Below are 23,240 nucleotides of genomic sequence, written 5' to 3' on the forward strand. Positions count from 1 at the left end.
TCGAACGGATGCCCATGACGCTCACGCTTTCGACCGCCGTGCCGCCGTCCTTGCTCGCGCTGCGCGAGGTGCTCGGCGCCTCCGCCGTGCTCTTTGGCGACGAGGTGCCGCAGCGCAACCGCAACGACTGGAGCACCCAGCCGCCGACGCGCCCGCTGGCGGTGGTGCGGCCGGTGGATGCGGCGGGCGTCTCGGCTGCCCTGGTCGCCTGCCGCGAAGCCGGCGTGCCGGTGGTGCCGCAAGGCGGCCTGACTGGCCTGTGCGGCGGTGCGCGGCCGGAAGACGGCTGGGTGGCACTGTCGCTGGAGCGCATGGTCGGCGTCGAGGAGATCGACCCCGCGAGCGCCACCATGACGGTGTGGGCCGGAACGCCGCTCGAGCTGGTGCAGCGCGCAGCCGCCGAAGCCGGCTTCTATTTCGCGCTCGACCTCGGCGCGCGCGGCTCCTGCGCCATCGGCGGCAACCTGTCGACCAACGCGGGCGGCAACCGCGTGATCCGCTACGGCATGGCACGCGAGCTGGTGCTCGGCCTGGAGGTGGTGCTGCCCGACGGCACGGTGATGACCAGCCTCAACAAGATGCTGAAGAACAACGCCGGCTACGACCTCAAGCACCTGTTCATCGGCAGCGAGGGAACGCTGGGCATCATCACCCGCATCGTGCTGCGGCTGCACCCGCAGCCGGGCTGCACGCTGTCGGCGCTGTGCGCCGTGCCTGACTACGACAGCGTGGTGCGCCTGCTGGGCGCCGCGCGCGGCGGACTGGGGCCGTTGCTTTCGGCCTTCGAGGTCATGTGGCCCGACTACTGGCAGGTGGTGACCGAGCGGGTGGGCGTGCGCGATCCGCTGACCGGCGGCGCACCGCACGGACACTATGTGCTGGTGGAGGCCCAGGGCACCGACGAGGCGATCGACGGCCCGCGTTTCCAGCGCTGGCTCGAGCGCCTGATGGAAGAGGGCGTGCTGGCCGACGCGGTGGTTGCGCAGTCGATGGCCGATACGCAGTCGTTCTGGGCGCTGCGCGATGCCTGCGCCGAGTTCTTCCCCACCTTGGGCCCGCACGTCTCCTACGACGTCGGCCTGGCGGTGAAGTCGATGGATGCCTACGTGCGTGCCTGCAAGGCGGCGCTGGCCGCGCGCATCCCCGGCTGCGAGAGCGTCTATTACGGGCACATCGGCGACGGCAACCTGCACCTGGTGGCGTGGGTTCGCGGCCTGTCGATCGAGCAGCAGCCCAAGGATGCGATGGACGAGGTGATCTACGGCCTGGTGCGCGAGTTCGGCGGCACGGTATCGGCCGAGCATGGCATCGGCACGGCGAAGAAGCGCTGGCTCGGCCATGCGCGCAGCGCCGAGGAGATCGCGCTGATGAAGACGCTGAAGGCGGCCCTCGACCCCGCGGGCCTGCTCAACCCCGGCAAGGTGGTGTGAGCATGGGCCGCGTCTGGGTCGACCGCCTGTTCAAGGGCATCGAGGCGGTGCTTGCGGCCTTGCTGCTGGGCATGGTGCTGATGGTGTTCGGCAACGTGGTGCTGCGCTACGCGTTCAACTCCGGCATCCAGGTGTCCGAGGAGCTGTCGCGCTTCTTCTTCGTCTGGCTCACCTTCATCGGCGCCATCGTCGCGATGCGCGACGGCGCCCACCTGGGCATGGACGGCTTCGTCAGCCGCCTGTCGCGGCGCGGCAAGCTGGCCTGCCTGGCGGCCAGCCAGGCGATCGTGCTGATTTGCTGCGTGATGCTGTTCTGGGGCACCTGGCAGCAGCACGAGGTCAATGCCACCACCAAGGCGCCGGTCACCGAGATCTCGATGATCTGGGTCTTCGGCGTCGGCTACCTGACCAGCGTGGCGATTGGCGCCCACGCGCTGCACGCGCTGTGGCGCATCGCCACCGGCCGACTGCGCGACGACGAACTGGTGCAGGTGACGGAGAGCGAGGAAATCCCGCACGAGGTCGCTCATCCGGGAGCCCGGCCATGACGATCGCCGTCTTCACCATCTCGCTGCTCGGCGCCATGATGCTGGGCGCGCCGATTGCCTTCGCGCTGCTGATCTGCGGCGGCGCCCTGATGGTCGCCCAGGGCCAGATCGACACCACCATCCTGTCGCAGAAGCTGGTGGAGGGCGCGGACAGTTTCCCGCTGCTGGCGATCCCCTTCTTCATACTGGCCGGCGAGCTGATGAACGCCGGCGGCATCTCGCGGCGCATCGTCAACTTCGCGCTGGCCTGGGTCGGCCACCTGCGCGGCGGCCTCGGGCTGGTGGCGATCTTCGCCTCGGTGGTGATGGCGGCGATCTCCGGCAGCGCCGCCGCCGACGCCGCGGCCATCGGGGCGATGCTGATTCCGATGATGCGACAGGCCGGCTACGACGTGCCGCGCTCGGCCGGGCTGATCGCCGCCGGCGGCGTGATCGCGCCGGTGATTCCGCCGTCGATCGGACTGATCGTGTTCGGCGTCATCGCCAACGTGTCGATCGGCAAGCTGTTCCTCGCCGGCATCGTGCCGGGGCTGATGATGGGCCTGTCGCTGGTCATCGCCTGGCAGTGGGTGGCGCGGCGCGACAAGGTGGCGGTGCAGCCGCGCCAGTCGATGGCCGCGCGCGGCCGCGCCGCGGTCGACGGCATCTGGGCGCTGCTGATGCCGCTGGGGATCATCGGGGGGCTCAAGTTCGGCATCTTCACGCCCACCGAAGCCGGCGTGGCGGCCTGCGTCTACGCCTTCGTGCTCGGCGCCTTTGTCTATCGCGAGCTGAGCGCGCGCCAGTGCTACGGCCTGCTCGTGGCGGCCGCGAAGAGCACCGCCGTGGTGGTGTTCCTGATCGCAGCGGCGCTGGTGTCGGCCTGGCTGATCACCACCTCCGAGGTGCCGGCGCAGGTGGCAGCGATGCTCGAACCCTTCATGGGCAACAAGATCCTCCTGATGCTGGTGATCATGGTCATCGTGGTGATCGTCGGCACCGCGCTCGACTTCGCGCCCACGCTGATGATCCTCACGCCCGTGCTGATGCCGGTGGTCAAGCAGGCGGGCATCGATCCGGTGTACTTCGGCGTGCTGTTCATCATGAACAACGCCATCGGCCTGATCACGCCGCCGGTGGGCATCGTGCTCAACGTGATGTGCGGCGTGGCCAAGATCTCGATGCGGGACCTGATGCGCGGCCTGTGGCCCTTCCTCTGGGCCGAACTCATCGTGCTGCTGCTGCTGGTGCTGTTTCCGGCGCTGGTGCTGGTGCCGCTCAAGTGGCTGAGCTGATTTTTCACACATAAAGGAGACATACGATGACGATCCGTTCTTCCCGCCTTTCCCGATTCGTTGCCTTGGCCTTGGCCGCCGGTGTTGCAGCCGGGGCCGCACAGGCCCAGTTCAAGGAGCGCAACTTCCGCGTCTCCAACGGCGTGAGCAAGGAGCACCCGATGGGCAACGGCCTCGCCAAGATGGGCGCCTGCACGCTCGAGAAGAGCGGCGGCAAGATGAAGATCCAGCCCTTCTGGGACGGCGCATTGGGCAACGACCTCACCGGCACGCAGAGCGTGCGCACGGGCTCGCTCGAGATGGTGATCACCTCGACCGCGCCGGTGGTCTCGATCGTGCCGGAGCTGGGCGTGTTCGATCTGCCCTTCCTCTTCAACACTTCCAGCGAGGCCGACAAGGTGCTCGACGGCAAGGTCGGCGACTGGTTCGCCGCCAAGCTGCCGGCGGTCGGCCTGGTCAATCTCGCCTGGTGGGAGAACGGCTTTCGCCACACGACCAACTCGAAGCGGCCGATCAACAAGGTCGAGGATTTCGACGGCGTGAAGATGCGCGTGATGCAGAACACCATCTTCCTCGACACCTTCAAGACCCTGGGCAGCAACGCGGTGCCGATGGCCTTCACCGAGGTCTACTCGGCGCTCGAGACCAAGACGGTGGACGGCCAGGAGAACCCCTTCACCAACATCGAGAACATGAAGTTCTACGAGGTGCAGAAGTACCTCACGCTGACCAAGCACGCGTACAGCCCGACGCTGGTGCTGTTCTCCCGCAAGATCTGGGACACGCTCTCGCCGCAGGAGCAGACCACGCTGCGCGAATGCGCGCTGCAAGGCCGCGACGAGCAGCGCCGCGCCAACCGCGCCATGGAAGCGCGCAGCGTGGACAACCTCAAGGCGAAGGGCATGGCGGTCAACGAGATCGCGCCGGCCGAGATGCAGCGCATCCGCGATCGCTCGAGCGTGATCTACGAGCGCCACGCCAAGGCCATCGGAGGCGAGGCGATCACCATGGTCACCTCCGAGCTCAAGCGCATCCGCGGCAACTGAGGCGAGGGTGTCGACGATGAGTCTTTCCGGAAAGGTCGCCTGGGTCACGGGCGGCGGCAGCGGCATCGGATGGGCCGGCGCGACCGAACTGGCCGTTGCCGGTTGCCGGGTCGTCATCTCCGGGCGCGAGGCGCCCAAGCTCGACGCGGGCATCGAGGTCGCCGAGCGCCTCGGCGCGCCACGTGGCGCCATCACGGCCGCGCCGCTGGACGTGGCGGATGCGACGGCCGTCGCGGTGGTGGCGCGGACGATCGAGGCCGAGCTAGGCCGCATCGACATCCTCGTCAACAGCGCCGGCATCAACTTCCCCAAGCGCTACTGGTGCGAAACCGACGCGGCCACCTTCGAGCAGGTGGTCGCCGTCAACCTGAACGGCGCCACCTACTGCACGCTGGCGGTGGCCAAGGGCATGCGGGCGCGCCGCGAGGGCACGGTGATCAACGTCGCCTCCTTCGCGGGCTGGCACTACGAGTACCTGACCGGACCGGCCTACACCGCCAGCAAGGCCGCGTTGATGGCGCTCACGCATTCCTTCAACATCGAGGAGTGCGTCAACGGCCTGCGCGCCACCGCGCTGTGCCCGGGCGAAGTCGCCACGCCGATCCTGAAGAAGCGGCCGGTGCAGCCGACCGACGCGGAGAAGGCGCGCATGCTCCAGGAGGCGGACCTGGGGCGCACGATCCGCTTCATCGCCGAGATGCCGCCGCACGTCTGCATCAACGAGCTGGTGATCTCTCCGGTGTGGAACCGCACCTACGTTGCCGGCGAAGCGCTGCAGCGCAAGACGGCGCCATGACGCAGGCCGCAAGCGCAGGGCCGGTGGTGGCCATCACCGGCGCAGGGCAGGGCATCGGCCGCGCGCTGGCGCGGGCTTTCGCAGGACAGGGCGCGCGGGTGGTCGTCTCCGACATCGATGCCGCCTCCTGCGCGGAGGCAGCCAGCGAGCTGCAGGCCCTCGGCGTGCCGGCCGACGTGACGCGTGCCGAGGATTGCGCGGCACTGGTCGGGCGCACGGTCGACGCATTCGGCCGCCTCGACGTGATGGTCTGTAACGCCGGCATCATGCAGCTCAAGCCGCTGCTCGAACTGGATGGCAGCGACTGGGACCGCATGCTCGGCGTCAACGTGAAGGGCAGCTTCCTCACGCTGCAGGCGGCGGCGCGGCAGATGCTGGCGCAGCCGCCGCTGGCCGAAGGCCGGCCGCGCGGCAAGATCCTGCTGATGGCGTCGATCGCCGGCCGCAGCGGCGCCGGCGCGATCGCGGCGGTGATCCCGCATTACCGCGCCAGCAAGGCGGCGGTGATCAGCCTCACCCAGTCGGCGGCCATCGCCTTCGCGCCGCAGATCACCGTCAACGCGATCTGCCCCGGGCTGGTGGAGACCGACATGTGGCAGCGCATGGACCGCGACTGGACCGCGCTGCAGGGCGTGCCCCGGGGCCAGGCGTGGCAGCAGCGCGTGGCGGCCGTGCCCATGGGCCGGGCGCAGACCCCCGAGGATGTGGCCGACCTGGCGCTGTTTCTCGCTTCGCAGGCAGCCGACTACATGACGGGCCAGTCGATCAACATCGACGGCGGCCTGATGATGAATTGAGATGACCCCACATCCCGCACTGTCCCTCAAGGCGCTGCTTGCCGGCGGCTCCATCGTCCAGGCGCCCGGCGCCTACGACGCGCTGAGCGCGCGGCAGATCGAGCGCGCCGGCTTCCCGGCCATCTACATGACCGGCTTCGGCGCCACCGCGTCGCGGCTGGGCCAGCCCGACATCGGCCTCTTGACCCAGACCGAAATGACCGGCCACGCGCGCGACATGGTGCGCGCCGTCGGCGTGCCGGTGATCGCCGATGCCGACACCGGATACGGCGGCCCGTCGAACATCGAGCGCACGGTGCGCGAGTACGTCCAGTCCGGCGTGGCCGCCATCCACCTCGAGGACCAGTTGGCGCCGAAGCGCTGCGGCCAGATGGCCGGCATCCGCCTGATCGATGCGCGCGAGAACGAGCGTCGGCTGCGCTGCGCGGTCGCTGCACGCGGCAGCGATCCCATGCTGATCATCGGGCGCACCGATGCGCTGCCCGCCGCCGGCATCGACGAAGCGCTGGCGCGCGCCCGGCGCTGGCAGGACGCGGGCGTCGACCTGGTCTTCGTCGACGGCATCAAGAAGATCGCCGAGGTGGAGGCCGTGGCGCGGCAGCTGCCCGGGCCGAAGATCGTCTCCATCGTCGACGGCAACGAGACCACTGCGCTGAGCGCGTCCGATCTGCAGGCCATGGGCTTTGCCGTGGTGCTGTACGCCGTGACCGCGCTCTTCAGCGCGGCGCTGGCCGTCGAGCAGGCGCTGGCCCGCCTGCGGCAGGACGGCACGCCGCGCGATGTTCCCTCGCTGGCCTATGCCGACTTCACTCGCATCGTCGGCCTGCCGGCCCACCAGCGGCTCGACGAGCAGTTCGGTGCATGAATGACGCTCTCCCCCAGGCTTGCCCACATCGTGTGGCCGCCACCCCCCTCACTGGGGGCAACACCAGCGGCCCGGCAAAGCCGGTTCCGCGGTGTTCCCCGAACGGGCCTCGCATCGCCGGCCGGGTGTCATGCGCCTTGGACTATTGAGATGCATCGCTTCCCTGACCCCTTCTATTTCTTCTTGAGAAAGTCCCGACCGTGAACATCGTCTCTCCCGTTCCCTATGCCGGCATCTGGCCCGCGCTGCTGACCCCGCTCGATGCGAAGCTCGACATCGACATTCCGCGTTTCGCCTCGCACGCACTGCGCCTGATCGACGCCGGCTGCACCGGCGTCACGCCCTTCGGCACCACCGGCGAAGGGCCTTCCTTCAGCGTGGCCGAGCGCATGGATGCATTGGCTGGCCTGGTGGCGCGGGGCGTACCGGCGGGGCGCATCCTGGTCTCCACCAGCTGCGCCGCACTGCCGGATGCGCTGGCGCTGACCCGGCACGCGGTCGAGCTGGGTGCCTACGGCTGCCTGCTGCTGCCGCCCTTCTTTCTGAAGGGCGTGTCCGACCAGGGTGTGATCGACGCCTACCGTTGGATCATCGACGGCGTCGGCGATGCACGGCTGCGCATCGTGCTCTATCACATCCCGCAAGTATCGGGCGTGGGGTTGAGCCACCACGTGATCCGCACGCTGAAGACGCTGTACCCGGACACGATCGTGGGTCTCAAGGACAGCGGCTGCCGGCGCGAGGATTCGCTGGCCTACGCCGAGGCGTTCATGCCGCCGATGCAGGTGTGGGTGGGCAACGAGCCCGATCTCCAGACCCTGGCCGCACGCGGCAGCGTCGGCGCCGTCAGCGGCATTGCCAATGTCATGCCGCGCCTCGTGCAACGCCTGGTGAAGGGCTCCGGCGAGCCGGCCGCCGATCAGCAGCGCGTGCTCGCGCTGCTCCAGATCCTCGGCGGCTACGGCCTGACGGCGGCCTTCAAGGGTGTGATGGCGCTGCAGGGCGATGCGCCGGGCTGGATGCGCGTGCGTGCGCCGCTGGTGGCACTGGACGCGGCCGAATACGAGCGGCTGGCGGCGCAGCTGCGCGCCTTCGGCATCGACCGCGACCGGGACTGAGCGCATGGCTGCCACGGTAGTCTGCATCGCGAGCTGGAATGCCGACCTCGTGTCGCGCATCCCGCGGCCGCTGGCGCGCGGCGAGACGCTGATGGCGGACAGCTTCGAGATCAGCCCCGGCGGCAAGGGCTCGAACGCCGCGGTCGCGGCGGCGCGCCAGGGCGCTGCCGTGGCCATCGTGGCCCGCATCGGCGAAGACGATTTCGGCCGCATGGCGCTCGAGCTGTGGCAGGCCGAGGGCATCGACGTGCGTCACGTGGAGCGCGCCGCCGGCGAGCGCAGTGGTGTCGCGCAGATCCACGTGTTCGACGACGGCGACAACGCGATCTCCGTGTTTCGCGGCGCCGGTGCCGGCCTCGGCGCGGCGCATGCACGGGCCGCGGCCGGCACCATGGCGGTCTGCCGGGTGGTGATGGCCTCGTGCGAGGTGCCGCTCGGCTGCACGCTCCAGGCCTTCCGGCAGGCGCGCGGCCTCGGTGCGCTGACGCTGCTCAATCCGGCGCCGGCCATGCCCTTGCCCGACGAACTGCTGCCGCTGGTCGACGTGCTCACGCCCAATGAAGGCGAGCTGGCCGCGCTGGCCGGTCCGGCCGCGGCCTCCGTCGACGAGGCGGCGGCGCTGCTGCTGGCACGCGGCGTGGGCGCCATCGTGGTCACGCTCGGCGGCGCCGGCTGCCGTCTCTATCGGCGTGGCGAGTCCCCGCAGCAGGAGCCGGGGCATCGCGTGCCGGTGGTGGACACCATCGGCGCGGGCGACACCTTCACCGGGGCATTGGCCGCCGCGCTGGCGCGCGGCGAGCTGCTGCCCTCGGCGATGCGACTTGCCAACGCTGCGGCGGCGCAATCGGTAAGTGGCCGTGGAGCGATCGATGGCATGCCTCGGCGGCACGAATCGGACGCACTGCTGGCCAGGCGCATTGCGTAGAAGCGTATGCGCGAACCGGGATTGCCGAGCGATCGAAGGGCTGCCTACTTGTTGCGCGCGATCACTTCGGGCATCGCCGAAGAGTGGTGGTGGGCGATCAGCCATTGGCCGTTCTGCCACTCGTAGACGAGCACGCGCCGGAGCATGAACAACAGATGAACGAGAGGTCGGGACATCCGTCCCTGACTCGAGATTTCCCACTCGTGAGGGTTGGCAGTTCAATGCCCTGGATCCGGCTGGAAGCGGTCTCTATAAGCGCCCGGGCTCATGCCGATGCGCTGCTTGAAAAGCCTGGAGAACGAACTTGTGTCGCCGTACCCGACCTGGCCGGCGACATCCTCCACGTTGAGGGCGCTGGTTTCAAGCAACGCGCGCGCGGATTCGAGGCGAAGATCCTGCAGGTACGCGAGCGGAGTCTGATCGAGTGCCGATCTGAACCGTCGGATCAGCGTCCTGTCGCTGATTCCGAGCGCCTCCGCCAGGTCCGAGATTCGCAGATCTCTGTCCATGTTGCGCTGCAGCCATTGTTGGGCGCGGTGTACGAGCGAGTCGGAATGGCTTCGCTGAACCAGGAGGGGAATGTAGGGAATCTGACTCGTCTGGCTCACGTCGATCAACATGCTTTTCGCGCATCGCGAAGACACGGCTGGTCCGATGAATCGCTCAACCACACGGAGCGCCTGCAGCAGGTAGGAGGCCGAGGCGCCCGCGCAGATCAGCCGGTCAGCCTCGGTCAGGACCGGACGCAGTTGCAGGTCCACATTCGGGAACTTGGCCCTGAATTGCCGCTCGAGCCACCAGGTGGTCGTGGCTGCGCGGCCGTCGAGCAAGCCAGTCTGCGCAAGAAGGAACGTGCCGGTGCAATTGGCCGCTATCCATGAACCCGCGCGCCACTGGCGGACAAGCCACGCGCAGGCGTCCGATTGCCTTTCCAGGAGCCGATCGAACTCGCGATGCCCCCGGTAGTGAATGCTCGGGACGAAGATCACGTCGAATCGCTGCCGCTGCTTGATTTGCTGCGTCTGAAGCGACAGGCCATTGCTTGCCATCGCTGGCGCGCCGGACGGCGAGACGAATTGCCACTCGAAGAGCGCAGCGGCGCAACCGTCCTGGCGTCGCAGGTGCGCATTCGCGATCTGAAGAATGTCAGCGAAGCCTCCAACGCTGGACGCGTAGCAGTCATCGAAAGCCAGAATGGCAGCGCTTGGCATGATTGGCGGAAGTCGCACAGTTATAGTCAGTTTCGCCAATGTACACCCGGTGTCGGGTTTCCTAAAGTGGGGGGCAGGCGGCGTTCGGCCTGGATACGAAGTTCAGGACCGGCAATCCGCCGCCGGTCGCTCAACAAAGGAGACTTCATGGCTTGGAATATCGAGGTGGTGGATGGATGCGCCGTCGTGCGCATGAACACCAACAAGGTCAACGTGCAGAATGATCAGTTCTTTGCCGACCTGCACGGCGCCTTCGATCGGCTCGAACGCGAGTTCGGCGATCTGCCGGTCGTGCTCACCGGCCAGGGCGATGTCTTCTCTGCAGGTATCGACTTCCAGTACAGCTTCGAGATTTTCGGCAGCGGAAGCGAGGAGAAGGTTCGCGACTGGTATCGGGCATACCGGCAAACCAACCTGCGGATCTTCCAGTATCCGAGGCCTACGGTCGCGGCGGTGAACGGACATGCCATCGCCGGAGGGCTGATCACCGCGCTGGACTGCGACTTCCGGATCGCCGCGCGAAAGCCGGCACGCTTCGGGCTGAACGAAGTGCCCATCGGCATCCCGATGCCTGCGGCCTACGTCGAGATCATCAAGTACGCCCTGGGCGATCAGGTCGGGGCTCTGGCAACTTTGCGTGGAAAGCTCTATGGGCTCGAAGAAGCGCAGCGCCTCGGGTTCTTTCACGAGGTCGTGGAACCCGATCAACTGCTTGCGACGGCGATCGACTACGCCAAGTGCATCACGCCTGACTGCAACACGGCCTACGCCATGTCCAAGAAGGCGCTGCAGGATGGCGTGATGAGGCAGATTGCAGAGCGAACGGTGAGCCTGGACGAGCGCCTGCCTGCCGGCATGAGCGACGAAGGCAATCGTCGCGCGCAAGATCGCCGGCGCCAAGAGATCATGCGCAAGCGGTAGACGCGCCAAGTGATCGACCTCTACAGCTGGCCGGCTCCGAATGGGCACAAGGCGCACATCGTGGTTGAAGAGTTGGGGATTCCCTACCGGATCATTCCCATCGACATCACCAGTGGCGCTCAGCACGAAGAAAACTACCGTGCAATCAATCCGAACGGCAAGATCCCGGCCATCGTGGATCACGCGCCGCTGGACGGCGGGGAGCCCGTCACGGTCTTCGAGACCGGGGCCATCCTGCTGTACCTGGCGGAAAAGGAAGGCCGCTTCATTCCTTCGGACCTGCGGCAGCGCAGCGAAGTGATCCAGTGGCTGTTCTGGCAAGTCGGCGGACTGGGTCCGATGATGGGCCAGGCCCAGCACTTCTTTCGTTATGCGTCGGAGTCCGTGCCCTATGGGGTGAGCAGGTACCAGAACGAGACGCGGCGACTTCTGAAGGTCATGGATGACCGGCTGGAGGGCCGGGAGTATCTCTGCGGTACTTACTCCATTGCCGACATGGCTTGCTTTCCCTGGATCCGCATTCACAAGATGACCGGGGTCGCGCTGTCTGACTTCCCCCGCATAGAGGCTTGGTACGGGCGAGTGCGCAGCAGGCCGGCGGTAGGGCGTGCGATGGACCTGCTGAGAGACCGCTGGGTGGATGTCACCAAGTCCGCAGAAGCCAAGCGAAATCTCTTCCGCGCACCTGACTGATCATGAACGAGCACAACGAGCAGGTCGTCGATGCATTCGTCGACCTGCGCAGTCCCTACACCTACCTGGCGCTGCAGCCCGCGCGGACCCTGGCGCAGCAAAGCGGGGTGGCCTTCGAGTGGTGGCCGTTCATCACCGACTTTCGATCGGCGTACGGCGGAGAAGTCGAACAACGCTCGAGCCGTGATGTCGCGAAGCTGAAATACCTCTACATGGACTGCCGCCGATTGGCCGAAAGGCAGGGCCTCACGATCCGTTCCACAACCAAACTGTGGGACGCGACGCTTGCAAGCCAGGCTCTGCTGTTCGCCAAGAGCAAGCGCCGTCTTTGGGAATTCTGTGATCCGCTTTTGGCGGCGTTCTGGCGCAGAGAGTTCGATCTGGAGTCGCCAGCGCAGATAGAAGCAGCACTTGTCCATGCCGGGCTGGAGCCGCGCGAATGGCATGAATACCTGGAGGTACGCGCAATGCGTGACATGACAGCGGCGACGCAGCGAGCCGAAGCGCTTTGTGTTTTCGGCGCCCCTACCTTTGTCTATCGAGGTGAGCTGTTCTGGGGCGGGGATCGGCTGGATCTTCTAGCCAACGCCCTGAGTTCTCGCGAGAACAAGCTAGGCAACTGAAATGTTGCCGCAGGAATCTTTTCGGCCGCCGGAAATCGTCGATGCGTGGATGCAGTTCCCAAACGAGGGGTACCTTCTGGATCCCATGTTCGACTCCCTGCGCAGATGGCCTACTGCGTGGAAGATGCTGGCGCAGGACAACCCCGGAGTGACTCACGAGGAGGCGCTGGGCACATTCCGCTCCCAAGGGGTCTCGCAGGTTATCGCCAGCGCCTGGTGGGGGCCTGGTGGTCCGATGATCACGAACGACGAGGTCGCGCGCGCGGTCCGGGCAAATCCCGAATACGTCGTCGGAGTGGCATCCGTCGACATAGGCAAGCCGATGGCTGCGGTGCGGGAGTTGCGCCGCTGCGTGAAGGAACTGGGCTTCAAAGGCCTCCGCGTTCTGCCTTGGTTATGGGGGCTGCCGCCGGACGATCGCAGGTACTACTCCCTGTATGCCGAGTGCATCGAGTTGGACATCACGTTCTGCCTTCAAGTCGGTCATGCGGGGCCAATGAAACCTTCGGAGCCCGGACGGCCCATCCCGTACCTGGACAACGTTGCGCACGACTTCCCGGAGTTGCGCATCGTTGGAGGACACATTGGGTTCCCTTGGGTCGCCGAGATGATCTCGGTCATGATGAAGCACCCGAACGTGTATGTCGACACGTCCGCGTACAAGGCGTCTCGCTTCCCCCCGGAATTGGTCGCGTACATGCGTGGTCCGGGCAAGCACAAGGTGTTGTTCGGCACGAACTACCCCATGCTCACGCCCGCCGAATGCCTCGCCGGCATCGATGCGCTTCAGTTGGGAGATGAAGTGCTGCCTTTGTTCCTGTCAGGCAACGCGCGACGGGCGTTCAAGCTGCAAGCTTGATATTTGCATGACAGTCTCACTTCAGTGACTGGGGTGGGCGTGGGGCGATAGTTGCGAGCGCAACCATGCGGCCAGGTCGGCCATCACCTGGGTGCCCAGCGTCGATACCGCGGTGAAGTGAATGCACGCGTGGATGGCACCAGGGTAGTGGCGGTGCTCGGTCGGCACGCCGGCCTGCGCGATGCGCAGCGCCAGCGCATGGCCTTCGTCACGCAGCGGGTCGTGGCCCATGGTGGCCAGCCAGGTGGGCGGCAGCGTGTCCAGTGCCTGCGAGTGCAACAAGGCGAAATCGGGGTGTCGCGCCAGCTCTTGGCGCCCGCCGAGGTAGCAGTCGACAAACCATTGCATGACACCGGTGGTGAGGAACTTGCCCTCGCCATTCTCGACCATCGAAGGGCTCGGTTCGCTGTAGTGCTGGGCGACGGGATAGATGAGGCCCAGCGCACGCGGCGCGATCGCGCCGGCCGCACGCAGCGCCGCCACGGTGGCGAGCTGCGCGCCCGCGCTGTCGCCGGCCAGCGCGATGCGCGACGGATCGGCGCCGAGCTCGCGCGCGTGCGCGGCCACCCAACGCAGCGCACAGGCCACGTCGTCCACCGCCGCTGGAAAGGGATGCTCGGGCGCCAGCCGGTAGTCCACCGCCACCACCACGGCGGCCACGTCATGGCACAAGGTGCGGCAAACCTTGTCGTGGGTTTCGAGGTCGCCGATCACGAAGCCGCCACCGTGCACGTAGAGCAGCAAGGGAAGCGGCCCCTCCGCGTCGGGCTGGTAGATGCGCAGCATCAAAAGGCTGCAGGGTCCGTCGATGGCACAGTCGTTCGCCGACGCGATGGTGGGTGCCTGCAGGCCCAACTGGGCGGCCAGGTCACGGTAGATCTGGCGTGCCACCAGCGGGGGCAGCGTCTCGAGTGGCGGGTTGCCTTGGGCGGCGGCTTGCGCCAGAAAGCCGGCCAGCGCCGGGTCGAGAGGCGCCGTGTCGAGCACGGTGGGGATGGAGGTGTGGGTCATTGCGATCGTCCAGGTGTTCATCTCGGTTCTCAAGCGGGCACGGATGCCGGTTCGGCCGCAGGCCGCACCACCGGTGCGGCGGGCCGCAACAGGAAATAGCCCAGCGCGGGCAACAGCACCAACGCGCCGACCATGTTCCACACGAACATGAAAGCCAGCAGGATGCCCATGTCGGCCTGGAACTTGATGGGCGAGAACGCCCAGGTGCCCACTGCCAGCGCCAGCGTGATGCCGGTGAGCATGACCACCCGGCCGGTGAAGCGCAGCGCGTGCGCATAGGCGTCGGCCAGGCTCGCGCCTTCGCGCATGCGCGTCAGCGTGACGCTGAGCACGTACAGCGCGTAGTCCACGCCGATGCCCACGCCCAGCGCGATCACCGGCAGCGTGGCGACTTTCACGCCCATGCCCAGGCCCACCATCAGTGCCTCGCACAGCACCGAGGTCAGCACCAGCGGCAGCACCGCCACCACCACGGCGCGCCAGGAACGGAACGTCACCCAGCACAGCAACACCACGGCGGCGTAAACCCACAGCAGCATTTCGCGCATCGCCTGGTGCACCACGATGTTGGTGGCCGCGGCAATGCCCGCGCTGCCGGCCGCCAGCTTGAAGGTGACCTCGGGCGTGTTGTTGGCGGCGGCAAAGCGCTCGACTTCGGCCGTCACCCGCGACAGCGTCTCGGCCTTGTGGTCCTTGAGATAGACGTACAGCGCCAGGAACGAGCAGTTCTGGTTGAACAGCTCGCGCGGCGCGCGCGTCTGAACGCCGCCCAGCGCGCCCTCGTTGGGCAGCAGGTCGAACCACTTGAGGTTGCCCTCGTTGTAGCCCACCATTGCCAGCTTGGACAGCGCCGCCATCGAGTTGGTGGACTCCACGCCAGGCAATTGCTCCAGCCGCCAGGCCAGTGCGTCCATTTTCGCCAGCGTGCCGTAACGCGTGCACTGGTCCACTGGCGTGGTGGCCATCACGGTGAGGATGTCGGTGCTGGCGGCATAGTGGCCGATCAGGTAGTCGTTGTCTAGGTTGTAGCGCGCCTCGCGCCGCAGCTCGGGCGCACCCGGATCCAGGTCACCGATGGACAGGTGCAGGCTCACCGCGAAACCGGCGGCGGCGAGCAGCCCTCCCACGGCGACTGCGCCAACGGCCCAGCGCCTCGTGGTGAAGCGCTCCAGCAGCGACCACAGGCGCGAGCGCTGCGCATCGGACGCGGTTTCCAGGCGCAAGCTGCGCGCGGCTGCCTTGGGGCTCACGCCCAGGTAGGACAGCAGCACCGGCAGCAGCACGAGATTGGTGAAGATCAGCGCGGCCACGCCGATGCTGGCGATCAAGGCGAGGTCCTGGATGACCTTGATGCGGATGATGACCAGCACCGCGAAGCCCACCGCGTCGCACAGCAGCGCGGTGAGGCCGGCCACGAACAGACGCCGGAAGGTGTAGCGTGCCGCCACCAGCCGATGCGTGCCGCGGCCCACGTCCTGCATGATGCCGTTCATCTTCTGCGCGCCGTGGCTCATGCCGATGGCGAACACCAGGAAAGGCACCAGCACCGAATAGGGATCGAGCTCGTAGCCCAGCAGCGCCAGCAGCCCGAACTGCCACACCACCGCCACCAGCGAGCAGGCCACCACCAGCGCCGTGCTGCGCGCGCAGCGCGTGTAGCCGTACAGCACGGCACTGCAGATCGCCAACGCCAGCAGGAAGAACAGCAGCACCTGATGCAGGCCTTCGATCAGGTCGCCCACCACCTTGGCGAACCCGGTCACGCGGATCTGCAGCGCATCGTTGCCGTATTTGCCGCGCAGCGCTTCGATTCGGCGCGACAGCTCGCCGTAGTCGAGCGCCTGGCCGGTCTGCGGATGACGGTCCAGCAGCGGCACGAACACGATGCTGGACTGGAAGTCGGCGGCCACCAGCTGGCCGATCTCACCCGAGCGTTCGACGTTGGCGCGCAGCTCGGCCAAGCTCGCGGGCGAGCCGTCGTAGGCGTTGGGAATCACCGGCCCGCCATCCAGGCCCTCTTCGGTCACCGCCACCCAGCGCGTGTTGGAAGTCCACAGCGACTTCATGAAGGGCCGGTCCACGCCCGGCATCAGGAAGATCTCGTCGTTGATCTTCTGCAGCGTGTCGAGGTAGACCTTGTCGAAGATGGTGCCCTGGCGGGCCTGCACGACCACGCGCATCGCATTGGCCTGGCCGCCCAGGTCGCCCTTGTGGGCCAGGTAGTTGACGATGTAGGGGTGGCCAGTGGGCAGCGTCTTTTCGAAGCTGGCATTGAGCTGCAGCTTGAGCGCCTGCCAGCCCAGCGCCACGGTGAGCAACAGGCACAGGGCCAGCACCCAAGGGCGGTGATTGAACAAGGCGCGTTCGACGGCCGAGCCGGAGCGCGCGTCGAAGTCTTCGATGCGCGCCACGACGGCCTGCGCGCTGGAGGGAGAGTCGGTATGCATGAGGCGTTAAAGCGGTTCTTTTTTCAGTCGAGCGGCGGCGCGGGCAGCCGGCGCATGCCGCGCAGGCTGGCCAGCACGAGGGCGCCGTCGGCGGCCACGGCGATACCGGCCACGGGCACGGGCTCGCGCGAGGGGATGCGGCGCAGGGTGGCCGTGTCCTGGCGCGCCAGCAGCAAATCGCCGGCCTGAGTCACCAGCGCGAAGCCGCCGCCCGGCAAGGCCGTGCCCGCGCCCACGGTCATGGGCGTGGTGCTGTCCAGCTTGTCCCAGTGCGCGCCATCGTCGCTGGAGCGAAAGGCCGAACCGCGCAGGCCGTAGGCCACCAGCACACCTCCACGCGTGCGCAGCAGGCCGAAGAAGCTGCCCTTATAGGGCGAAGGCAGTGGCGCGAAGGTGGCGCCGCCATCGACGGAGCGCAGCAGCAGGCCCTGCTCGCCCGCCACCACCAGCGTGCCGCCGGCCGCGCGCACGCCGTACAGGTGCAGGCTCTTGGGGTTGGGCAGCCGCCCGAGCCAGGGCTCCCAACTCTGGCCGCCGTCCGCCGTGGCGAACATCAGGCCGTACGCGCCGGTGGCGAAACCGCGCTCCGCGTCGGTGAATTCCAGGTCAAAGAAGGGCTTGTCCGCGCCCTCCGTCACCAGCTGCTGCGCATGCTTGATCGCGGTAGCGTCGCCCGTGCGCTGCGCCGCCGCGGCGACCAGGGCCGCCGCGGCCATGCCATCGAGTTGCTTGTGCCAGCTCTGCCCGCCGTCATCGCTGCGCAGGATGGTGCCCAGGTGGCCCGCCGCCCAGCCGGTGCGCTCATTGACGAAGCACACGCTGGTGAGCGTGGCCTGCAGCGGCACCCGGGCCTGTGCCCAGCGCGCGCCGTGGTCGTCCGACAGCAGCACCGTGCCGCGTTCGCCCACCGCCACCAGGCGCGTGCCTGCACGGCCCACTGCCAGCATGGCGGCGCCCAGCGCCTTGGGTGTGACCACCGCCGGCAACGACAGCACCGCGGGCGTGGCCGGTGCGGCACGGGCGCGCATCGGCAGCAGCGCGGGCACCGCACAACCGGCCAGCCCCACCACGGCCACGCGCCGTGTCAGCCCGATGGGTGCCGAATCGGCCATCAGCGTCCGCCCTCGTTGGCCAGGGCTTCCGGGCTGAAGAATGTGCGCGGAATCGGCGGCAACAGCTCGTACTGCTTGCGCAGCTCGTTGGAGGCCATGTTCAGGTAATAGGCGCCGGTCTGCATGTCATAGCCGCCCCACAGCACAAAGCTGGTCACCGCCGGGATGTCCGGCGCAGTGAGCATCAGCGAATAGTTGGTGCGCCACAACTGGCCGTTGGCGTCCCAGCCGTCGAACAGCACGATCTGCCAGGAGTCTTCGTCGATGTAGTACTTGCGCTTGGGCACGACGTGGCGCTTGCCCGCAGCCAGCGTGGCCTCCACTTCCCACACGCGGTGCAGCTCCCAGCGCACCTGCGCCGGGTTGAGCGTATTGGGCGTGACGAGTTCGTCCACCTTGGCGGCGGCCGCGCGGTTGTTGTTGTAGGGGATGTAGATCTCCTTCTTGCCCACCAGTTTCAGCTCGTGCTTGTCGATCGGGCCGAACAGGTTGAAGGCTTCGTCGAACAGGCCGATGCCCGAGGTCACCGAGTCGGGCGTGTCGTAGGCGACCGAGGGCGCCTTGCGCACGCGGCGCTGGCCCACCAGGTATTGCCACAGGCCGCGCGGCACCGACTCGTTCATGCCGTCGTGCGCCAGGATGGCCTCGCCGGCCTTGGAGCCGGGCTCGGTCACGAGGAACTTGCCGAACTGGTAGTAGCCGTCGAACTTCTCGGCGCTGCCGTCCTTGTCGTAATAGGCTTGGCGCACCGTCTGCACACCGCCCGAAGCCATTGCACGCCGACCGTCGGACGTCACCACCCACACGCGAACGGGCATGGCGTAGTTGCCGCCCTTCCACGCCAGGCGGTGGTTCCAGATCGCCTCGTAGCCGTCCTTCGGAACGGGGAACGGAATGCCGCCCCAGGCGCCCTCCACGCCGTGGCCTCCATCCACCGTCTTGGCATGCGTCGCGTTCTTGAAGGTGTTGTCGTACACCGATTGCGGAGCCGCCGCGGTGCGATGCGTGGGATAGACGTCGATGCGGAAGTCGGGGTACTTCTTCATCAGCGCCTGCACGCCGTCGGTCAACTTGTCGGCGTACTGCGCCATGTTCTTGGCGTTGATCGACAGCACGGGCTTCTCGCCCGCGAACGGGTCGGGCCGCACGTCACCGTTCTTGTAGCCGGGTGGCGCCTTGGCCAGGCCGCCGTCCCAGGTGGGGATGGTGCCGGCCTTGTTGCCGGCCTTCTCCGCGCCTACCGGGGTCAGCGTGGACTTGAGCTTTGCGGCCTCATCCGCGCTGACGGCGGCCTGCGCCGAAGCGGCGGATGCCAGCAAGGCGGCCAGCAGCAATGATTGTTTTGCGATGTGCATCATGGTGTGTCTCGATGAGTTTTTTTCAGAAAGTGCGGGAGACGGTGAACGACAGGTAGTTGCGGTCCTTCAGCGTCTGGCCATAGGACAACATGCGCGTGGGCGTGCGCGCGTCGGCGACCGTGAAGGTGTTCTCGCTGCCGAAGAAGGCGGTGTAGCTCAGGCCGATGTTCCAGGTGTTCTGGTACTTGCCCTTGATGCCGAGGGTCACATCGCCCGCATTGGTGGCGCCGCCCGCGAAGTTGAAGATCGCCGAGGAGCGGCCGCCGAAGTTGTAGCCCAGGCCCATCGGGATCGACAGGTCCAGGCCGGGCAGCACCTGGAAGTACTGCGGCTCGAAGATCATGCGGAAGGCGGCGGCCGAACGCGTGGTGTTGGGGTCCAGCCCGCCGAAGCCGGTCGTGCCCGGGTTCTTGGTGACGCTCATCACGCGGTTCCACGCCAGCTCGGCCAGCACCACGCCGCCGTCCCACAGGCCGGACTTCTTCAGCACGTAAATGCCCGACAGGTTCAGGTGGGCCGTCTTGCCGATGGCATAGCACGGGTTCGCCGCCGTACCATCGCAATTGACCGGCGGCATGAAGGGCGCGCCGCCCAGCACGGCCGGGTCGCTGGTGAGCGGCGCGTCGGCGCGCATCGAGCCTTCGAGCGCCCAGTTCAGCTGGCCGATCGACGACGTGACGCTGGCGCCCACGGTCTTGATGCCCTTGGCGTAAACGGTGTGCGCGTTGCCGTTGATCAGGTCGAACACCGGCACGGCCGGCGTCTTGTCGTTGTAGCGCGCCGCATAGACGCCGTACTCGAAGGCACTGCCGGTCGGCGACCAGCGCAACTGCGCGCCGAACTGGCCGTTGTTGCCGGGCGTTTGGTTCTTGCTGTCGTCGGTGACCAGCACCGGCGGCAGCGGCGGGCCGAAGTACACGCGGCCGCCGCCGATGTAGTCCTGATTGGAGAAGTAGCTGCCGACCCCGGGGATCTTGCTGGGCCGCCACTTGAGCTGGTAGTAGCCGCCCAGCGTCACGCCTTCGGCCACCTGCAGCGTGCCGGAGATCTGCTCCACCGGCAGCAGCACTTCCTTGAACTGCCAGTTGGGCACCGAGGCAATCTTGGCGATGTCCACCGGCCCTTGCGCCGCTGCAATGCCGTTCTGGCCGAAGAACAGGCTCTCGCCGTATTGCAGCGCGTGCTTGCCCACGCGAATGGAGGCGGGCATGTCGCCGAGCGATCCCTTGGCATAGACGAATGCATCGAGGAACTGTTGGCCCCGGCCGTGCTGGCTTCGCGTAGCGGGAATGAACTCGTTGGCCGCCTGGCCCAGCTGGTTGCTCACGCCCAGCGAGCCGTCGTTGGCGTTGGTGCCCAGGTACTTGGAGTCGTACCAGGCCGCGTGACTCAGGCGCACGCCCCAGTTGCGGTGGTTGAAGTCGAACTCGGTCAGCAGATCGAAGCGGTTGGAGACCACGCCTTTCCTGAAGTTGGCGTCGCCATCGTTCTCGTTGGTCACGCCGCCGTCGCCCCGCGCTGCGGGCGAGGTCAGCACGGCCGAAGGCTCCTTCAGCCGAGATGCCAGGCTGTACTTGGGCGTGAAGTCCAGCCGGATCTTGGCGTCGGGGTCGCTGGACTCCAGTTCCATCGACAGCGCCGGCAAGGCGCAAGCCAGGGAGCTTGCCAGGACCAGCGCGCGCGGGCGGAAGGGGATGAATGCAGATGTCATCGTGTCTCCTCGTCTCTCTATTTGTTGTGTGGATTGCGGCTCAGATGTAGGTCGATGCCAGTCCGCCGTCGACCGGGATGTTGGCGCCGCTGATCCAGCGCGCTTGGTCGCAGCACAGCCACGCGATCACCGGCGCGATCTCGTCGGCGAAGCCGGGGCGCAGCATGCGGTGCGCATCGGCCTGCACCCGCTCCTGGCCGAGCATGCTCACGAAGTCGCCCAGGATCGGCGTGAACACCGGACCGGGCGCGACGCAGTTCATGCGCACGCCGTGTTCCAGAAACCATTTCTGCGACTGCGTGGCGCTCCAGACGATCAGCGCTTCCTTGAAGTACTGGTAGCAGGTCTCCTGCGGCACGGGGTGGTCGCGCAGACAATGGGCGCCGGCCTCGAAGCCTTGCGCGGCGGCGAGGGCCTTGTGTGGCTCCAATCGCTGCGGCCATTCGGCGCCGAGGATGGAGGCCACGTTGACAATGGAACCACCACGCGGGATGCGTGGCAGCGCCTGTTCGGTCAGATGGCGCAGACCCAGGTAGTTGATGTCGGCGACGAGCTTGACGGGCGCCGTGCCGGGCACACCGGCGATGTTGCACAGCGCGTCGAAGCGCTCGGGCAATTGGGCCACAGCCGCATCGATGGCGGCGGCAGAACTCAAGTCGGCCTTGACGAAGCCGTCGAGCGTGAGGCTGGGGTCGTTGCGGTCCATGCCGATGACGCGGGCGCCGGCAAAGCGCGCGACGCGTACCACCTCGGCGCCAATGCCCGACGACACGCCGGTGACGACGATGGTTTTTCCTTGAAGCTGCATGAAATGTCTCCTCGTGGGTTCAGTCGATAACACTCAGAACGGATAGGGATGCGGCGCCTGCTTGATGGTCAGCCACTGCCACTGGGTGTATTCCTCCCAGTCGGCCGGGCCGCCCACGCTGCTGCCGTTGCCGGCGATGCCAGGGCCGCCGAAGGGGTTGACGCACTCGTCGTTGACGGTCTGGTCGTTGATGTGGACCATGCCGGAGTTCAACTGCGCGGCAATCGCCATGGCCCGTCCGATCGAGGGCGAGATCACCGCCGACGCCAGGCTGCCCTGGTGGTTGTTGGCCAGGGCCACGGCCTCGTCGTCGGTCTTGAAGGTGATGATGTTGGCGACGGGGCCGAACACCTCTTCGTCGTACACGCGCATGCCGGCCCTCACGCCCGCCAACACCGTGGGTTTGTAGAACAGGCCGTCGCTGCTGCCGCCGGCCAGCAACTGAGCGCCGGCCGCGATGCTGTCCTGCACGATGGCGTGCACGCGGTCGCGCTGCCTGGCGTCGATCAGCGGCCCCTGGGCCACCTGGCCGCTGGCGCCGTCGCCCACCGGCAGGTGCTGGGCCTTCGAGACCAGCCGCTGGGTCAAGGCAGCGGCGATGCTCTCGTGCACGATGATGCGATTGGTCGCCATGCAGATCTGGCCCTGATGCAGGTAGGCGCCCCAGGCGGCATTGCTGGCCGCGATGTCGAGGTCGGCGTCTTCCAGAATGATCAGCGAGTTGGCGCCGCCGAGCTCCAGCGTGACCTTCTTCAGATGACGCCCCGCCAGTTCGCCGATGCGCCGGCCCACGGCGGGCGAGCCGGTGAAAGCGATCATCGGCACGTGCGCATCGGTCACCAGGGCTTCACCGGCGGCGGCGTCACCGGGCAGCACCTGCAGCAGGCCGGCGGGCAGGCCTGCCGCTTCGAACACGCGGGCGATCATGAAGCCGCCGCTCACCGGCGTGCGCGAGTCGGGCTTGATCACCACGCCGTTACCGGCCGCGAGGGCCGGCGCCACGGCGCGAATGGTGAGGATGAGCGGAAAGTTGAAGGGCGAGATCACGCCCACCACGCCACGCGGCACGCGCCGCGCCAGGCTGGTGGTGCCGCTCGCGCTCGGCAGGATCTGCCCCTGCGCCTGCAGGGGCATGGCCGCCGCCAGATGGCACAGGGTGATGGCCTCGCGCACCTCATGCTGTCCTTTGGGCAGGATGGCGCCGGTCTCTCGGGCGACATAGAGCGCCAGCTCGTCGAAGTGCTGCTGGAACAACGCCGCGGCCCGTTGGAACACCGCGGCCTTCTCACGCGGCGCAACCTGCGTCCAGCTTTTCTGCGCTTGCGCCGCGGCGGCCGTGGCCAGCCCCACGTCCTGCGCGTCGGCGATGCCGACGGCCGCCATCACCTTGCCCGTGGCCGGCTCGACGACGTCGCGCACACCGCCTCCGGATGCGACCCACCTGCCGTTGAACACCTTGCCGGTCCAGGCCGCCGCGTCCAGGAACGCCGGCTTCTCCGAAACACCCATGACTCACCCCTTGCGAAAAAAGTTGATCGGCTGGCCGCGGGTGGAAATGCCCGCGGCACTGCCTTCTTTTCGCAACGGGCATACCAGCGGCGCCGCGGCGGGGTGGGCCGACGCCGCTGCGCGACGCTGTTTTTCATTTGAGGATTAGGGGAATTCCCGGAGTCGTGATAGTTATCTT

At 67.3% G+C, this 23,240-nt stretch carries 21 protein-coding genes and 1 pseudogene; 13 read left to right on the forward strand and 9 right to left on the reverse strand.

Annotated features, from left to right (window positions below):
* Window positions 1-14: 14 nt before the first annotated feature.
* The 9 genes from BLS74_RS02575 to BLS74_RS02615 all read left to right on the forward strand — a co-directional run bounded on the left by BLS74_RS02575 (window position 15) and on the right by BLS74_RS02615 (window position 8,799).
* The gene (locus BLS74_RS02575) at window positions 15-1,430 is read left to right on the forward strand and encodes an FAD-binding oxidoreductase (RefSeq protein WP_093102735.1); all 1,416 of its coding nucleotides are present in this window, start codon (window positions 15-17) and stop codon (window positions 1,428-1,430) included.
* A gap of 2 nt (window positions 1,431-1,432) precedes the next feature.
* The gene (locus BLS74_RS02580; RefSeq protein WP_093102736.1) at window positions 1,433-1,978 is read left to right on the forward strand and encodes a TRAP transporter small permease; all 546 of its coding nucleotides are present in this window, start codon (window positions 1,433-1,435) and stop codon (window positions 1,976-1,978) included.
* Window positions 1,975-3,252, forward strand: a complete 1,278-nt coding sequence (locus BLS74_RS02585) for a TRAP transporter large permease (protein WP_093102738.1) — start codon at window positions 1,975-1,977, stop codon at window positions 3,250-3,252. Before BLS74_RS02580 ends, BLS74_RS02585 begins: the two co-directional genes overlap by 4 nt.
* Before the next feature lie 26 nt (window positions 3,253-3,278).
* A complete protein-coding gene (locus tag BLS74_RS02590; protein ID WP_093102739.1) occupies window positions 3,279-4,298 on the forward strand; it encodes a TRAP transporter substrate-binding protein in 1,020 nt (339 codons plus the stop codon).
* A gap of 16 nt (window positions 4,299-4,314) precedes the next feature.
* Window positions 4,315-5,094: an SDR family oxidoreductase gene (locus tag BLS74_RS02595; protein WP_093102741.1), complete on the forward strand. Its 780-nt coding sequence runs from the start codon at window positions 4,315-4,317 to the stop codon at window positions 5,092-5,094.
* Entirely contained in the window at window positions 5,091-5,891 is an 801-nt protein-coding gene (locus BLS74_RS02600; RefSeq protein ID WP_093102742.1) for an SDR family NAD(P)-dependent oxidoreductase, read from the forward strand. The genes BLS74_RS02595 and BLS74_RS02600 overlap by 4 nt, the downstream gene beginning before the upstream one ends.
* Window position 5,892: 1 nt before the next feature.
* Complete coding sequence (locus BLS74_RS02605) at window positions 5,893-6,756, forward strand: isocitrate lyase/PEP mutase family protein (protein WP_093102744.1); 864 nt, start codon at window positions 5,893-5,895, stop codon at window positions 6,754-6,756.
* A gap of 200 nt (window positions 6,757-6,956) precedes the next feature.
* Window positions 6,957-7,874 (forward strand): dihydrodipicolinate synthase family protein, encoded by a 918-nt coding sequence (locus BLS74_RS02610; protein WP_093102745.1) that lies wholly within the window; start codon window positions 6,957-6,959, stop codon window positions 7,872-7,874.
* A 4-nt stretch (window positions 7,875-7,878) separates the two neighbouring features.
* On the forward strand, window positions 7,879-8,799 hold the full coding sequence (locus tag BLS74_RS02615) for a ribokinase (protein ID WP_093102747.1): 921 nt from the start codon (window positions 7,879-7,881) through the stop codon (window positions 8,797-8,799).
* 44 nt (window positions 8,800-8,843) lie between these two features.
* Here BLS74_RS02615 and BLS74_RS02620 read toward each other — a convergent pair.
* Together BLS74_RS02620 and BLS74_RS02625 are read right to left on the reverse strand one after the other, a co-directional pair.
* Window positions 8,844-8,949: pseudogene (locus BLS74_RS02620) on the reverse strand (DUF4440 domain-containing protein); the annotation flags it as partial.
* Window positions 8,950-9,017: 68 nt separating this feature from the next.
* Window positions 9,018-10,010 (reverse strand): GlxA family transcriptional regulator, encoded by a 993-nt coding sequence (locus BLS74_RS02625; RefSeq protein WP_093102748.1) that lies wholly within the window; start codon window positions 10,008-10,010, stop codon window positions 9,018-9,020.
* A gap of 147 nt (window positions 10,011-10,157) precedes the next feature.
* On the opposite strand from BLS74_RS02625, the gene BLS74_RS02630 reads away from it, so the two are divergent.
* From BLS74_RS02630 to BLS74_RS02645, 4 genes are read left to right on the forward strand one after another with little or no spacing between them, the layout of a single operon-like run.
* The gene (locus BLS74_RS02630; protein WP_093102750.1) at window positions 10,158-10,931 is read left to right on the forward strand and encodes an enoyl-CoA hydratase/isomerase family protein; all 774 of its coding nucleotides are present in this window, start codon (window positions 10,158-10,160) and stop codon (window positions 10,929-10,931) included.
* Window positions 10,932-10,940: 9 nt separating this feature from the next.
* Window positions 10,941-11,624 carry a glutathione S-transferase N-terminal domain-containing protein gene (locus tag BLS74_RS02635; RefSeq protein ID WP_093102751.1) on the forward strand — a complete coding sequence of 228 codons (684 nt, stop codon included), beginning with the start codon at window positions 10,941-10,943 and terminating at the stop codon, window positions 11,622-11,624.
* 2 nt (window positions 11,625-11,626) lie between these two features.
* A complete protein-coding gene (locus BLS74_RS02640; RefSeq protein WP_093102753.1) occupies window positions 11,627-12,247 on the forward strand; it encodes a DsbA family protein in 621 nt (206 codons plus the stop codon).
* A gap of 1 nt (window position 12,248) precedes the next feature.
* Window positions 12,249-13,106, forward strand: a complete 858-nt coding sequence (locus BLS74_RS02645) for an amidohydrolase family protein (protein ID WP_093102755.1) — start codon at window positions 12,249-12,251, stop codon at window positions 13,104-13,106.
* Window positions 13,107-13,127: 21 nt separating this feature from the next.
* Here BLS74_RS02645 and BLS74_RS02650 read toward each other — a convergent pair whose 3' ends face one another.
* The 7 genes from BLS74_RS02650 to BLS74_RS02680 are packed head-to-tail and all read right to left on the reverse strand — an operon-like array spanning window position 13,128 to window position 23,062.
* A complete protein-coding gene (locus BLS74_RS02650; protein WP_093103239.1) occupies window positions 13,128-14,117 on the reverse strand; it encodes an alpha/beta hydrolase in 990 nt (329 codons plus the stop codon).
* Window positions 14,118-14,146: 29 nt separating this feature from the next.
* Window positions 14,147-16,564, reverse strand: a complete 2,418-nt coding sequence (locus tag BLS74_RS02655) for an efflux RND transporter permease subunit (RefSeq protein WP_093102756.1) — start codon at window positions 16,562-16,564, stop codon at window positions 14,147-14,149.
* A 23-nt stretch (window positions 16,565-16,587) separates the two neighbouring features.
* Window positions 16,588-17,676 (reverse strand): WD40/YVTN/BNR-like repeat-containing protein, encoded by a 1,089-nt coding sequence (locus BLS74_RS02660; protein ID WP_093102758.1) that lies wholly within the window; start codon window positions 17,674-17,676, stop codon window positions 16,588-16,590.
* The gene (locus BLS74_RS02665; protein WP_093102759.1) at window positions 17,676-19,034 is read right to left on the reverse strand and encodes a DUF1329 domain-containing protein; all 1,359 of its coding nucleotides are present in this window, start codon (window positions 19,032-19,034) and stop codon (window positions 17,676-17,678) included. Before BLS74_RS02665 ends, BLS74_RS02660 begins: the two co-directional genes overlap by 1 nt.
* Window positions 19,035-19,056: 22 nt before the next feature.
* Window positions 19,057-20,745: a DUF1302 domain-containing protein gene (locus BLS74_RS02670; RefSeq protein WP_093102761.1), complete on the reverse strand. Its 1,689-nt coding sequence runs from the start codon at window positions 20,743-20,745 to the stop codon at window positions 19,057-19,059.
* Between the two features lie 40 nt (window positions 20,746-20,785).
* Window positions 20,786-21,553: a coniferyl-alcohol dehydrogenase gene (locus BLS74_RS02675; RefSeq protein WP_093102762.1), complete on the reverse strand. Its 768-nt coding sequence runs from the start codon at window positions 21,551-21,553 to the stop codon at window positions 20,786-20,788.
* Window positions 21,554-21,586: 33 nt separating this feature from the next.
* Entirely contained in the window at window positions 21,587-23,062 is a 1,476-nt protein-coding gene (locus BLS74_RS02680) for a benzaldehyde dehydrogenase (protein ID WP_093102764.1), read from the reverse strand.
* Window positions 23,063-23,240 lie beyond the last annotated feature (178 nt).

This window comes from Variovorax sp. CF079, from assembly GCF_900101545.1.
In the GTDB taxonomy this organism is placed as follows: Bacteria; Pseudomonadota; Gammaproteobacteria; order Burkholderiales; family Burkholderiaceae_C; genus Variovorax.